Here is a 14453-nt window from a genome sequence, read left to right on the forward strand (position 1 = left end):
CGTCGTAGCCCCAGCCTGAGGCCAGCTTGGCGACGTCTTCGAGGGGCAGGTCGGCCCATTGGCCGGTGAAGAGGGTGTAGGGGCGGGCCATGGTCAGGCTCCTTCGCTGGCGGGGGCGGTGTTGACGACGGTGAGGGTGCTTTTGTTGTTGGCGGATTCTTCGACGGCGGCCAGGACCTTTTGCACGGCCAGGCCTTCTTCGAAGGAGGGTGAGGGGGCCTCGCCGGATTGAACCGCGTGCAGGAAGTCGCGGATTTGGTGGGTGAAGGTGTGTTCCCAGCCGATCACATGGCCTTGGGGCCACCAGGCGTTCATGTAGGGGTGGTCGGTTTCGTTGACGAGGATGCGGCGGAAGCCTTGTTCGCGGGCGGGGGCGGTGGCGTCCAGGAAGCCGAGTTCGTTGAGGTTTTCCAGGTCGAACAGGATGGTGCCTTTGTCGCCGTAGATTTCGAGTGTGAGGCTGTTCTTCTGGCCGGTGGCGACGCGGGAGGCTTCCACGGAGGCGATGGCTCCGGAGGCCAGGGTCAGGGTGGCCCAGGCGGCGTCGTCGACCGTGACCTCTTCCAGCCCGCTTGCCGGACCATCGGGGCCGGGGCGGGTGGTGACGAAGGTGTGGAGGCGGCCGGACACCTCGGTGACGGTGTCGCCGAGGAGGTAGAGGACCTGGTCGATGGCGTGGGAGGCGATGTCGCCCAGGGCCCCGGACCCTGCGGTGTCCTTGCGCAGCCGCCAGGTCATCGGGGATTGGGCGTCGGAGAGCCAGTCCTGCAGGTAGGCGGCGCGGACGTGCCGGACGGTGCCGAGCCGGCCCTCGTCGATGAGTTCGCGGGCGAGGGCCAGGGCCGGGACCCGGCGGTAGTTGAAGCCGATCATGGACTGCACCCCGCGGGCCCGGGCAGCAACAGCGGCGGCAACCATCGCTTCGGCTTCGGCCAGGGTGTTCGCCAGCGGCTTCTCCACGAGGACGTGCTTGCCCGCGGCGAGGGCGGCGACCGCGATCTCGGCGTGCATCCACCCCGGGGCGCAGATATCGACGATGTCGATGTCGTCGCGTTCAATGACCGAACGCCAGTCCGTGGCGGACTCGGCCCACCCGTACTTCGCTGCGGCCTCGGCCACCAGTTCCGCGTCCCGGCCCACGAGCACCTTCCGCTCAAAGGCCGGGACCCCGAAGAAAGCGCCCACGTTCCGCCACGCATTCGAATGCGCCTTCCCCATGAAGGCATAACCAATCACAGCCACCCCCAACGGGCGCTGCCGGGCGGACGGGTCCAGAGTAGTCATGCGGGAATCCCCTCGATGGATGGCGTTTCACTCGAAACTACGGTCACTTTTGCCTCGAGTCAATCAAAAGTTCAGCTTTCGAGCGCCTGAAGCGGCCCGTTACCCCGCCCGTTGTGCTATTCCTTAACCATGGTGACCAGTACCCAGCGCCCGGAGAGGCCTGCGGCCGAGGCCGGTGTGCTCGCCCGTGCGGGCGATCTATTTCAGCTGCTCCGGGACGGCAAAGCCCGGACCCGCGCCGAACTTGCCGAACAGACAGGCCTGGCGCGCACTACCGTCGCCGCACGGATCGACGCCCTGACGGGTCTCGGGCTGGTGGGTCCGGCCGGCGAGGCGGCCTCGTCAGGCGGCAGGCCGCCGTCGAAATTTGCCTTCAATGCCGGCGTGCGGCTGGTACTTGCCGCCGACGTCGGAGCGAGCCATGCCGCGGTGGCCGTCACCGACCTGAACGGCGAGATTCTTGCCCGGCATTCCGAAGCGCTCGACGTCGCCGAAGGACCGGAAAAGGTCCTTGGCTGGATCCTCGAGAACGGCCGCAAGCTGCTTGAGGGCATCGGCCGCAAGGCGGAGGACATCGCAGGCGTGGGCATCGGCGTTCCAGGCCCGGTGGAGCACGGCAGCGGCATGCCGGTGAAGCCGCCCATCATGCCCGGCTGGGACGGCTTCGACGTGGTGGGCTACATCCGTCAGGGAATCGACGCCGAAGTGCTGGTGGACAACGACGTCAACATCATGGCGCTGGGCGAGCGGTACGCGCACTGGAGTGCCTATGACGACCTGCTCTTCATCAAGCTGGCCACCGGCGTCGGGGCCGGGATCATCAGCAGCGGCCAGCTCCAGCGCGGCGCCGACGGCACCTCGGGCGACCTTGGCCACGTGCGTGTCCCCGGCGGCGAAGGGGTCCTGTGCCGCTGCGGCAACACGGGCTGCCTTGAAGCCCTCGCGGCGGGGCCAGCGCTGGTGGCAAAGCTGGCTGCGCAGGGCGTGCAGGCCTCCTCCGGCTCGGACATTGTGGACCTGGCCGCGCAAGGAAACGTGCAGGCCATCCATGCTTTGCGGCAGGCCGGGCGCGAGGTGGGGGAGGTCCTGGCAATCTGCGTCAACATGCTCAACCCTTCGGTGATTGTGGTGGGCGGCAGCCTCTCGCGCGCCGGAGATCAGCTCCTGGCCGGGATCCGCGAGACGGTCTACGGCCGCTCCCTGCCCCTGGCGACGTCCCACTTGCGGATCGAACAGTCGAAGGCTGGCACTGAGGCGGCCATTCTCGGCGCGAGCCGGATGGTCATCGACCACGTGCTGTCCCCTGCGGTGGTGGAGTCTGCGGTGGCGGCGGCCCAGCGCAACTGACCTCTTCCTCTTTTTCCGGGATCTGCAGAATGACGCCCGCGGCACCGGCCGCGGGCGTCATTTGTGTCTGCGGGCAAGTTTTGTGGATCAAAGCGCTTAGCTGATTGACACNTCAAAGCGCTTAGCTGATTGACACCCCTTTGCGGTCCGTGAAAACTTACTTATATCGATCTGACTGCAGACTTTTGCATGATGAAAAACAGAAGTAGCCGGCGGCGCTGGACAAGCTCCGACGCCCACTCGCGCTCTGAAGCACCGAACACCTCCACGACGAACCCAGGAAAGAACAGGAAACCGTGAGCATTGAGCACGCTACGTCCACGACCCTCAAGGTAGGCGTCGTCGGCATCGGTTGGGCCGGCCAGCAGCACCTCGAGGCCTACAGCAAGATCGACGGCGTCGAGATCGTGGCCGCCGCGGGCATGGAGGAAGAGCTCCTGGCCGCAATGAAGGAGCAGTACTCCATCCCGCACGCGTTCGCCCGCTGGGAAGACATGATCGAGCTGGCCGGACTGGACGCCATCAGCGTCGCGGTCCCCACCTTCCTGCACGCCCCGATCGCCATCGCCGCCCTGGAGAAGGGTATCCACGTCCTGAGCGAGAAGCCGATCGCACGCAACGGGGTCGAAGGCCAGGCCATGGTGGACGCGGCCCGCAAATCCGGCCGCGTGCTGGACGTGGCCTTCAACCACCGCCGCCGGGGCGACATCCAGGCACTCAAGTCCGTCATCGACCAGGGCGAACTCGGCCGTCCGTACTACGCCAAAGCCGCGTGGCTGCGCCGCCAGGGCATCCCTACGCTCGGCAGCTGGTTCACCAACCCGGAACTTGCCGGCGGCGGGCCGCTGGCCGACATCGGTGTCCACGTCCTCGACTACGCCCTGCACCTGCTGGGCGAGCCGAAGGTGCTTGCGGTCTCCGCCAGCACCCACGCAGAGCTTGGCCCGCGCGGCCTGGGCGGCAACGCCAACTACAAGGCCACCACCAATTCCAACAAGTTCGAGGTGGAGGACTTCTCCTCCGCGTTCCTGCGGCTCGAAGGCGGCGCCACCCTGGTCATCGAAGCGGGCTGGGCCAGCTACCGGCACCCGGACGACGAGATCAACTTCCTCGTCTACGGCACCGACGGCGGCGCCGAACTCAAGGTGGCCGGCTACGCGGAACCGGAGAAGAACCAGCTCCACGTCTTCAAGGACAACGGCGTGGAGAACGCCGACTACGTGCCGAAAGTCGGCCGCGACGGCATGCATCAGCAGGTGGTGGAGGACTTCGTGGCCGCGGTCCGCGGCGGGGAAGCAGAGTGGGGCCGGCACGACGGCTCGCTGGCCCTGAACCGTGCGCTGATCATCGACGCCTGCTACCAGTCCGCACTCGAAGGCCGGGAGGTACGTCTCTGATGGCCGACCGCAAACTGAACATCGTCGTCTGGAACGAAGGCGTCCACGAGGCCAACAACCACCCGGCCACCATGGCCGAAATGTACCCGGAGGGCATGCACGGGGCCATCGCGGGCGGCCTGCGGACCTTCTACCCGGACGCTGACATCACGACGGCGACCCTCGCCGATCCGGAGCACGGACTGTCCGAGGATGTGCTCGCCCGCACCGACGTGCTCCTGTGGTGGGGCCACATCGCCCACGGCGACGTCAGCGACGAGGTGGTGGAGCGGGTGCAGCGCCACGTGCTTGGCGGCATGGGCCTGGTGGTGCTGCATTCCGGGCACTTCGCGAAGATCTTCACCAGGCTGCTTGGCACCACCTGCTCCCTGAAATGGCGCAACGACGGCGAGCGCGAACTCGTGTGGACGGTCAAGCCATCCCACCCGATCGCGGCGGGCATCGAAAGCCCCATCGTCATCCCCAAGCAGGAGATGTACGGCGAACTCTTCGACATCCCGGAGCCCGATGACCTGATCTTCATCAGCTCCTTTGAAGGCGGCGAGGTGTTCCGCTCCGGCGTGACCTTCTCCCGCGGCAAGGGCCGGATCTTCTACTTCAGCCCGGGCGACCAGGACTACCCGGTCTACCACCAGCCGCAGATCCAGAAGGTGATCGCCAACGGCGTGGGCTGGGTGGCGCAGCCAGAACATTTCCGGGAGGCTCCGGAGGTGTCCAACCCGCAGCGCGGCTGGTACCTCGGCCCGGACAACTAAGTCATCCGCGTCGTCTTGGACAGCGTGATTTTCGACAACGGCGCCCCGGTTTTCGCAACCGGGGCGCCGTTGCCGTGATAGCAAGAAGAGTGATCGAAAAATGACCGGCTTGTTCTCACGCGTCCCGCGCAGCTGGGTGGTCCTGGCCTGCATCGCCCTGATTTCGCTGTGCATGCGCGGCCCGATCGTCTCCGTGGCGCCGGTGCTGGACACCATGCAGGCCGAACTCGGCTTCCCGCCTGTGGTCCTGGGCCTGCTGACCAGCATCCCCGTCCTTTGCTTCTCCCTCGCTTCGCCGGCCGCCGCCGTGGCCGGGCGGAAGTTCGGTGCAGAGTTCGCCGTCACCCTCACCCTGCTGGGCGTCCTGGCAGGCGTGGTGCTGCGCTCGGCCGGGGCACCCGCCGTCGTACTCCTGGGAACCGTGCTGATCGGCCTGGCGATCACCGTGGGGAACATCTGCATTCCGCTGATCATCCGGCGCGACGTCTCGCCGAAGCGGCAAGGCACCGCGATGGGTCTGTACTCGGCGTTCCTGAACGTGGGCGCCTTCCTGACCTCGGTGGTCACAGCACCCATCGCGGAAGTGGTGGGCTGGCGGACGGCGCTGGCCGCCGTCGGGATTTTCGCGTTGGTGGCGACGGCGGCGTGGGCCATGGCGTTCGGGCCGCGGCGCGCGTTCGTTCCCGTTCCGCTGCCGCCGATGCGGGCGGCCGGCGCCGTGCCGGTGGCCGGCGTCTTCTGGATCACCGCCGGGCTGACCGTCGGCTTCGCCGGCCAGGCCTTCTCCTATTACGGCGTCACCACCTGGCTGCCGAGCTTCCTGGGCGACACCCTCGGGATGACGGCCACCCAGGCCGGCGCCGGCGCCTCGATCTTCCAGGTCCTGGCGATCGTGGGATCGCTCGGGGTTCCGCTGCTGGCCAAGTACTGGAGCCCGACGGCGGTGGCCCTCACCGTGAGTGCGCTGTGGGCGACCATCCCCGTGGGCCTGCTGCTGGCGCCGTCGCTGTGGTGGCTGTGGTGCATCGGTGCCGGGATCGCGCAGGGCGGCGGCTTCACCATCATCTTTTCTGCCCTGATCAAAGTGGCTCCCGACATGGCAACGGCCGGCCGGATGTCGGCCTTGGTGCAGGGCGTGGGCTACTTTTTCGCGGCCATCGCCCCGAGCGCCGTGGGCTTCGTACACGAGCAGGCCGGCAACTGGACGCCGCCGCTGCTGGTGATCCTGGGCTCCGTGCTGGCCTTCGCCATCTGCACCACCCTCTCGGTGCGGAGCGCAGGCAAGCGCCGCCCCTCTTAAACCCAAGCGCGAACTGGCAGCAGATGCCCTCTGAATTGGGTCTTAGGGGCATCTGCTGCCAGTTCGCGCTGTATGAAAAGGGTGGTTCCGCCGCCGGGCTGCCTCCCCGGCCTTCGGGGTCACTTGTTGCGAAGAGTGCAGGCAGCCCGGCTGACGGAAATTTCTAGGCGGCGATCAGTTCTTCCTCGCTGGCTTTTTCCTTGGCTTCGGTGAGGAAGCGGGCGTAGGCCGGGATGGTCAGGAAGGTGGGGAAGTCCTCGGCGAGGGTGACTTCTTCGAAGATGCTGCGGGCATCGGTGAAGCGGTCGTCGTCGAAGCGTTCCAGCCGGGCGAACTCCTCATCCAGCAGTTCCTCCACCCATTCGCGGGTGATGATGTCGCCGTGTTCGGTGATCGCGTGGGAGTGGATCCACTGCCACAGCTGGGAGCGGGAGATCTCCGCGGTGGCGGCGTCCTCCATCAGGTTGTGGATGGCCACGGCGCCGTTGCCGCGCAGCCACGATTCGATGTACCGGATCCCCACCTCGATGTTGATGCGGATGCCCTGCTCGGTGATGTTTCCCTCGGTGGTGGAAATGTCGATCAGCGCGCGGTCGTCGGGTGTGACGTCCTCCCGCGAGCGGTCCAGCTGGTTCTGTTTTCCTCCGTTGTCCGGGTTGCCCAGGACGGCGTCGAACACTTCACGGCACACCGGCACCAGGTCCGGGTGGGCAACCCAGGAGCCGTCGAAACCGTCGGTGGCCTCGCGGGTCTTGTCCGCGCGGACCTTCTCGAAGGACGCCGTGTTGGCGGCCTCGTCCTTGCGGTTGGGGACAGCGGCAGCCATGCCGCCGATCGCCATGGCGCCGCGGCGGTGGCAGGCGCGCACCAGCTGCTCGGTGTAGGAGCGCATGAACGGCTGGGTCATGCTGACCTGTCCGCGGTCCGGCAGGACGAAGCGCGGCCCGCGGGTCCGGAAGTTCTTGATCAGGGAGAAGATGTAGTCCCAGCGGCCGGCGTTCAGGCCTGCGGCGTGGTCGCGCAGTTCGTACAGGATTTCCTCCATCTCGAACGCGGCCGTGATGGTCTCGATCAGCACGGTGGCGCGGATGGTGCCCTGCGGGATGCCGAGCAGGTCCTGGGCCAGCACGAAGATGTCGTTCCACAGCCGGGCCTCGAGGTGGTTCTCGATCTTCGGCAAGTAGAAGTACGGTCCGCGGCCCTGGGCCAGCAGGCGCCGGGCGTTGTGGAAGAAGAACAGGCCGAAGTCCACGATGCCGCCGGCGATCGGCTTGCCGTCGATCAGCATGTGCTTCTCCGGCAGGTGCCAGCCCCGCGGCCGGACCACGATGGTGGGCAGCTCCTGGTCATCGCGCAGCCGGTACTCCTTGCCCTCCGGGGAAGTGAAGTCGATGCGGCGTTCCAGCGCGTCGGTCAGGTTGAGCTGGCCCTGGATCACGTTGCGCCACGTGGGGGTGGAGGAGTCCTCCATGTCCGCCAGCCACACCTTGGCGCCCGAGTTCAGCGCGTTGATGGTCATCTTGCGGTCCACGGGGCCGGTGATTTCCACCCGGCGGTCCTCCAGGCCCGGCGCCGGGGGAGCGACGCGCCAGTTCGGGTCGTTGCGGATGCCCTCGGTCTCGGGCAGGAACCGCGGATCCTGGCCCGAAGAAATCTGTGCCCGGCGCGCGTGCCGGGCCTGCATCAGCTCCTGGCGCCGTTCCGCCGTTGCCCGGTGCAGCTTCGCGACGAAATCCAGGGCGTCCGGAGTAAGCACCTCGCCCTGCCGGCAGATCGGCTGCGCAGTCAGGGTGATGCCATTGATGGTGAAGCTGTCGGTGAAGCTGTTCATGTCGATCTCTCCTCTGAGAAGCAAATGTTCGACGGCGGCTCGGTTGGCTTGGGTGCCGGGCAAGAGCGATCCTCCGCGTGCTATTCCCCATCCCCGTCCTGGGGCCTCGCAAGGCTCGGCCGAGGACGGGGACAGGGCCCCTTTTACGCACGCTTCCGGATCACTTTTGCCCGGCCGCCGGAAAGGCGCCTTACGCACGAGGCCGGAGAGGCCGGTATTGCGGCAGCCTGCGTAAAAGGGGCCCTGCGTCCCGGTCCGTCCTCGCTCAGCGAGGTCGAAAACCGGGACGTGGGGAATAGCAGGCAGAGCAGTGCCGGTCCGCAGGCCGGACGCGAGGCGGGAACCCAACCAGCCGTCGTCGGGAATTGGGCCCACAGCCGCCGGGTTCCCTCGCGAGCTTGCGAGCGGAGGGAGCGGCTGGGGGTTAGTGGAACTGGCCTTCTTCGGTGGATCCCACCAGGGCCAGGGTGCTTGCGTTCGGGTTGAGCGCAGTGGCGATGTCGTCGAAGTAGCCGGTGCCGACTTCGCGCTGGTGCTTGGTTGCGGTGTAGCCGCGGGATTCGGAGGCGAATTCCTTTTCCTGGAGTTCGACGTAGGCGCTCATGCCTTCGCGGGCGTAGCCGTGGGCGAGGTCGAACATCGAATAGTTCAGGGCGTGGAATCCGGCCAGGGTGATGAACTGGAAGGTGAAGCCCATGGCGCCGAGCTCGCGCTGGAACTTGGCGATGGTGGCGTCGTCCAGGTGCTTGCGCCAGTTGAACGACGGCGAGCAGTTGTAGGAGAGCATCTGGTCGGGGAACTCTGCCTTGACGGCCTCGGCGAACTTCTTGGCCAGCTCGAGGTCGGGGGTGCCGGTCTCCATCCAGATGAGGTCGGAGTACGGGGCGTAGGCCTTGGCGCGGGCGATGCAGGGTTCGATGCCGTTGCGGACCTTGTAGAAGCCTTCGGCCGTGCGCTCGCCGGTGATGAACTCGCGGTCGCGTTCGTCGACGTCGGAGGTGATCAGGGTTGCGGCCTCGGCGTCGGTGCGGGCGATGACGACGGTGGGGGTGCCGGCGACGTCGGCAGCCAGGCGGGCCGCGTTCAGCGTCCGGATGTGCTGCTGGGTGGGGATGAGGACCTTGCCGCCCAGGTGGCCGCACTTCTTCTCGGAGGCCAGCTGGTCCTCCCAGTGAACGCCCGAGGCGCCGGCGGCGATCATGGACTTCATGAGTTCGTAGGCGTTCAGCGGGCCGCCGAAGCCGGCCTCGGCGTCGGCGACGATCGGAACCAGCCAGTCCTCCACGGTCTGGATGCCTTCGGCGAATTCGATCTGGTCGGCGCGCAGCAGGGCGTTGTTGATGCGCCGGACAACCTGGGGAACCGAGTTCGCCGGGTACAGCGACTGGTCCGGGTAGGTGTGGCCGGAAAGGTTCGCGTCCGCGGCGACCTGCCAGCCGGAGAGGTAGATGGCGCGCAGGCCGGCCTTGACCTGCTGCACGGCCTGGTTGCCGGTGAGGGCACCGAGGGCGTTGGTGTAACCGCCCGCGGGAGCCTCTTCAGTGAGCTGCTTCCACAGCTTTTCGGAGCCGCGGCGGGCCAAGGTGTGCTCTTCGGAGACGCGGCCGCGGAGGCGGACGACGTCGGAGGCCGAGTAATCACGGGTGACGCCTTCCCACCGCGGGTTGGCAGCCCATTCGAGTTCCAGCGCTGCGGCCTGCTGCTCAATGTCTTCCTTGGAGGAGGTGAGCGGGGTGGTCTGCTCTGGTTCAAATGCTGCGGTCATGGTCTGTCTCCTTTGACGCTGACTGGGTTTCTTGCCGTGGAACTTTTCCGTGACAACTACTTTTCTGGACTTTCCAAGGGGTTTCCAGAGGAAAATGATGGAAAGAAACGCAGTTCTTCGCGTATCCTCAAAAAATGTCGCCTGCAAGCTGGAACCGCGAAGTTGCCGTCCCGCCGTCGTCCGCTGCCACTACGGAAGTGGACGTCATCAGCCTGGGCCGCCGCGTGCGGCATCTGCGCAAACAGGCCGGGCTCACGCTGGACGAACTGGGCGCCGCCGTCGGGACCGCCGCCAGCCAGTTGAGCCTCATTGAGAACGGCAAGCGGGAACCCAAACTCGGCCTGCTGCAGGGCCTGGCCGGAGCGCTGAATGTGAGCATTGAACAGCTGCTCGGGGCCGAGCCGCCCAGCCGCCGCGCGGCCCTGGAAATCGAGTTGGAACGCTACCAGCGCGGGCCGCTGTACGAGTCCCTCAACCTGCCGAAAATCCGCGTCAGCTCGCGGCTTCCCCTCGATGTGTTGGAGGCGCAGGTGGGGCTGCTGCATGAGCTCGAACGGAAGATGAACGAGCAGGTGGCGACGCCGGAAGAAGCCCGCCGCGCGAACGGCGAGTTGCGTGCCATGATGCGTGAGCGCGGGAACTACTTCCCCGAGTACGAGGCCGAGGCGCAGAAGGTCCTCACGCAGGTGGGGTACAGCGGCGGGCCGCTGAGCCAGCACGTCATCGCGGACATCGCCGAGAAGCTTGGATTCACCCTGCACCATGTGGGTGACCTGCCGCATTCCACCCGCTCCGTGACGGACTTGAAGAACCGCAGAATTTACCTCACGCAGAACCAGCGCCAGGACCACGATCCGCGCTCGGTGCTGCTGCAGGCCCTGGGGCACTACGTCCTGGGGCACGAGACGCCCCGCAACTACGGAGATTTCCTGGCCCAGCGGGTGGCCACCAACTACTTTGCCGCCGCCCTGCTTCTGCCTGAACAAACCACCGTGGAATTTCTGCAGCGCGCGAAAGCTGCGAAGGAGATCGCCGTCGAGGACATCCGGGACGCCTTCGCGGTGTCCTATGAGACGGCCGCGCACCGCTTCACCAACCTGGCCACCAAGCACCTGGGCATCACCACGCATTTCCAGAAGACGCACCAGAGCGGCATCATCTACAAGGCCTACGAGAACGACGGCGTGAACTTCCCGCAGGACCACACCGGGGCGATCGAGGGCCAGCCGTCGTGCAAGGCCTGGACCTCGCGAGCGGTGTTCGACGTGCCGGACAAGTTCAGCGCCTACTCCCAGTACACGGACACGCCCTCCGGCACTTACTGGTGCACCGCACGGACCGAGCGCTCGGCGTCGGGCCAGTTCTCGCTGTCCATCGGCGTGCCGTACCAGCACGTCAAGTGGTTCCGGGGGAGGGAGACGACGGCGCGCGCCACCTCGACCTGCCCGGACCCGGCCTGCTGCAAGCGGCCGCCGGCGGCGCTCGCGTCCGAGTGGGCCGGCAACGCCTGGCCGTCGGCCCGGGCGCACTCGCACCTGCTCGCGGCCATGCCGCCCGGTGCCTTCCCCGGCGTGGACGAGACCGAGGTGTACGCGTTCCTGCAGGCCCATTCGGGGTAGCTCGTCTTCGGACGGCGATTCGCGCGAACTGGCAGTTGTTGCCCTTAAATCCGCGAAAACAGGGCATTATCTGCCAGTTCGCGCGGGGGATGCAAAGGGAAGCTCCCGTTTGTACGGCGGGTGCTTCTTTCACATAGGATGCCGTGTGCCCTCCGGGCGCTGCACTCCCCAAAGAAAGAAGTACCCATGTCAGCCGACACCTCCGGCGCAAAAAGCCACGGACCCAAGAAGCTCCGTTCCAGACACGTCACCATGATCACCCTCGGTGGCATCATCGGTTCCAGCCTCTTCGTCGGCTCCGCCAACGTGATTCACGCGGTGGGTCCCGCCGCCGTGATCTCGTACCTGATCGGCGGCCTGCTGGTCTTCCTTGCCATGCGCATGCTGGGCGAAATGGCGGCGGCCCGTCCCGCCGTCGGCTCCTTCATGGAGTACGCCCGCGTCGGCCTCGGCGACTGGGCCGGCTACTTCGTGGGCTGGCTGTACTGGTATTTCTGGGTGGGCGTGATCGCCTACGAGGCCGTGGTGGGCGGCTCCATCCTGCACGGCTGGGTCCCCTCGATTCCGCAGTGGATCTTCTCGGTCCTCCTGCTCCTGGTCTTCACCGGCGCCAACCTGGTGTCCCTGCGCTCCTTCGGCGAAACCGAATTCTGGCTGGCCAGCATCAAGGTGGCAGCGATCGTGGTCTTCCTGGTGGTGGGCACGCTCTTCGCCCTCGGCCTATGGCCCAATGCCCAGTTCGCCGTCCCTAACCTCTGGGAGCACGGCGGCTTCATGCCCGAAGGCTTCGGCGCCGTGATCGGCGGCGTGGCGATCGTGATCTTCTCCTACTTCGGCACGGAAATCGCCGTCATGGCCGCCTCCGAATCCGAGGACCCGGCTAAGGGCGTCCGGCAGGCCACCAGCACGGTGATCTGGCGGATCCTGATCTTCTTCGTCGGCGCTGTGCTCCTGATCGTCACCATCGTGCCGTGGAACCAGCTGCCCGACCCCAAGGAAAAGGCACCGTTCGCCCACCTCTTCAGCCTCTACGGCCTGCCCGGCGCCGACGTCGTGATGAGCGCCGTCATCCTCACCGCCGTGTGTTCCGTGCTGAACTCCGGCCTGTACTCGGCGGCCCGCATGTTCTCCTCCATCGCCCAGCAGGGCTACGCTCCGAAGATCATCGCCCGCAAGTCCGCCGGCGGCATCCCGGTGGCCGCCGTGATCGCCTCCACGCTGGGCGGGTACGCCGCCGTCCTCATCAACTTCACGGCACCGGATTCGGGAATCTTCGACTTCATCATGAACTCGGCCGGCCTGGTGGCACTGTTCGTTTACGCCTTCATTGCCCTGACCCAGCTCCGCACCCGGGCCCGGATGACCCCTGAGGAAACCGCGGCCCTGAAGCTGCGCATGTGGCTGCACCCCTGGCTGGGCATCCTGGTGATCGCCGCCGTCGTCGGCATTGTGGTGGTCATGCTCTTCTCCGGCGATTCCGGACGCACGCAGGTGTGGACCTCCCTGGTGTCCGTGGCCGTGCTGGCCATCTTCTGGCCGCTGGTGAACAAGAAGCTCAAGGCCCGCCGCGCCGCGGCTGAAAAGGACGAGGCGGCCGAAAAGGACGAGGACCCGGTGGGCGCCTCGAAGTAACGATGGCGGGCCGGGGTATGCGGAATTGCAAGCGAAGCGAGCCGCAAACGTGACCGGCTTTCCATGGCCTCGCCGGGTGGTGGCTGCTTGACTGAAAGCAGCCACCACCCGCGGGAGGTCCACCATGAAAACCAAGCCCTTTGCCACGCTGCTCGCCTTGGGAACCGCAGGGTTGCTTACCGCAGCGTTGCTGACCTCCTGCGCTCCGCCGTCGGCCCCGGCGCTGCAGAAGGCCGACGTCGGGAGGGCCGCCGTCAGCAGTTCCGCGTACCCCGGGGAACTGGCCGCCCACCGCGCTTCCTCGCTGAAACTCGGCACCACGCTGATCGCCGACGGCGGCGAGGAACGCAACGGCAACGTCGTCTCCTCGCCCGGCAGCCTGCTGATCGCCCTGTCCATGCTCCGCGCCGGAGCGTCAGGGGCCACCGCCGCTGAGATGGACACGGTGCTCGGGCTGCCCGCCGCCGCCCGCGACGAGTCCATGAATGCGCTGCTCGCCTCCCTGGAAAAGTACGACGGCGATCCGGCCTCAGTGGACGAGGACAACCCGCCGCGCAAACCGGTCATGCATGTGGCCAACGGCTTGTTCATCCATAAGGACACCCCGACGGGCCAGGCGTACCTGGACACTTTGGCCCGGCACTACGGCACCGGCGTGTATCCCGTGGACTTCCGGAACGCCGCGGTGACCGAGCCGGCGATCGATGCCTGGGTGGACAAGAACACCGGCGGACGCATCAAGAAGGCCCCGGTGAAGTTCGACCCGGAGGACACCTTCAGCCTCCTGAATGCCGCCTATTTCGCCGCGGCCTGGAACATGCCGTTCGACCCCGAGAACACCCGTGACCGCCCCTTCACCAAGGCCGGCGGCGAAATGATCAACGTGCCCACCATGGAAGGAACCGTGAACGTGGCGTACGCGAAGGACACGGGCTGGCAGGCCGTCGACCTGCCCTACGCCGAGGGCTTCGCGATGCGGCTCGTGCTGCCGGATGCCGGCACGCCCGGGCGAACAGCGCTACCTTCAGCCACCCTCGACGCCGGGACGCTCGCCGAGGTAGCGGCGGCACTGGAGCACGCATCGCCGTCGCCGGTTGAGGTCAAGCTGCCCAAATGGGACCACAAGAGCAAGTTCGACCTGAAGAAGATGCTCATCCGGATGGGGCTGAAGGAAACCTTCAGCACCGACACCGGCTTCAACGCGATCCAGCCGGGAATGTTCCTCACGGCGGCGGCGCAGGCGGCCAACATCACGGTGGCCGAGAAGGGCACGGTTGCCGCGGCCGTCACGCAGATCAACGCCCGGGACTCCGCCGCCGTGATGCCGCCGCGCAGCATCAGCTTCGACCGGCCGTTCCACTACCAGATCGTGCACCTCGAAACGGGCCTGCCCCTGTTCATGGGTCAGGTGGCGGACCCGCGGTAGCCCGCGTGCCGCTAGCTGTACTCGGCCATTAGGTTGGTGACACTCGTGTGATCGGGGTGTCCTTGATGGCGGCGTGGATGCGTTCAGTGTTGTAGTA

Annotated in this window: 10 protein-coding genes; 7 read left to right on the forward strand and 3 right to left on the reverse strand. The window is 66.7% G+C overall.

The features are described 5' to 3' along the window. Positions 1-93: 93 nt before the first annotated feature. Positions 94-1284, reverse strand: a complete 1191-nt coding sequence (locus D3654_RS03975; protein ID WP_120520233.1) for a Gfo/Idh/MocA family protein — start codon at positions 1282-1284, stop codon at positions 94-96. Positions 1285-1413: 129 nt separating this feature from the next. Between D3654_RS03975 and D3654_RS03980 the strand changes: the two genes are divergently transcribed. The 4 genes from D3654_RS03980 (at position 1414) to D3654_RS03995 (ending at position 6083) form a co-directional block, all read left to right on the forward strand. Then, positions 1414-2631, forward strand: a complete 1218-nt coding sequence (locus D3654_RS03980) for an ROK family transcriptional regulator (protein WP_120520234.1) — start codon at positions 1414-1416, stop codon at positions 2629-2631. A gap of 296 nt (positions 2632-2927) precedes the next feature. Next, complete coding sequence (locus D3654_RS03985) at positions 2928-4028, forward strand: Gfo/Idh/MocA family protein (RefSeq protein WP_120520235.1); 1101 nt, start codon at positions 2928-2930, stop codon at positions 4026-4028. Then, positions 4028-4783 carry a ThuA domain-containing protein gene (locus tag D3654_RS03990; RefSeq protein ID WP_120520236.1) on the forward strand — a complete coding sequence of 252 codons (756 nt, stop codon included), beginning with the start codon at positions 4028-4030 and terminating at the stop codon, positions 4781-4783. Before D3654_RS03985 ends, D3654_RS03990 begins: the two co-directional genes overlap by 1 nt. A gap of 100 nt (positions 4784-4883) precedes the next feature. Continuing rightward, on the forward strand, positions 4884-6083 hold the full coding sequence (locus D3654_RS03995; protein ID WP_120520237.1) for an MFS transporter: 1200 nt from the start codon (positions 4884-4886) through the stop codon (positions 6081-6083). A gap of 163 nt (positions 6084-6246) precedes the next feature. Here the strand turns inward: D3654_RS03995 and aceB are convergent, their stop codons facing one another. Together aceB and aceA are read right to left on the reverse strand one after the other, a co-directional pair. Beyond that, positions 6247-7914: a malate synthase A gene (aceB, locus tag D3654_RS04000; RefSeq protein ID WP_120520238.1), complete on the reverse strand. Its 1668-nt coding sequence runs from the start codon at positions 7912-7914 to the stop codon at positions 6247-6249. Positions 7915-8338: 424 nt separating this feature from the next. Further along, positions 8339-9679, reverse strand: coding sequence for an isocitrate lyase (gene aceA / locus D3654_RS04005; RefSeq protein ID WP_120520239.1), 1341 nt, complete (start codon positions 9677-9679; stop codon positions 8339-8341). Between the two features lie 134 nt (positions 9680-9813). Here aceA and D3654_RS04010 point away from each other — a divergent pair, with 134 nt between their 5' ends. From D3654_RS04010 to D3654_RS04020, 3 genes are all read left to right on the forward strand, one after another. Beyond that, positions 9814-11298 (forward strand): XRE family transcriptional regulator, encoded by a 1485-nt coding sequence (locus D3654_RS04010; RefSeq protein WP_120520240.1) that lies wholly within the window; start codon positions 9814-9816, stop codon positions 11296-11298. 186 nt (positions 11299-11484) lie between these two features. Then, the gene (locus D3654_RS04015; protein WP_120520241.1) at positions 11485-12930 is read left to right on the forward strand and encodes an amino acid permease; all 1446 of its coding nucleotides are present in this window, start codon (positions 11485-11487) and stop codon (positions 12928-12930) included. A gap of 124 nt (positions 12931-13054) precedes the next feature. Further along, on the forward strand, positions 13055-14356 hold the full coding sequence (locus tag D3654_RS04020; protein ID WP_120520242.1) for a serpin family protein: 1302 nt from the start codon (positions 13055-13057) through the stop codon (positions 14354-14356). Positions 14357-14453 lie beyond the last annotated feature (97 nt).

The sequence above is a fragment of the Arthrobacter celericrescens genome (assembly GCF_003614925.1).
Classification (GTDB): domain Bacteria; phylum Actinomycetota; class Actinomycetes; order Actinomycetales; family Micrococcaceae; genus Arthrobacter; species Arthrobacter celericrescens.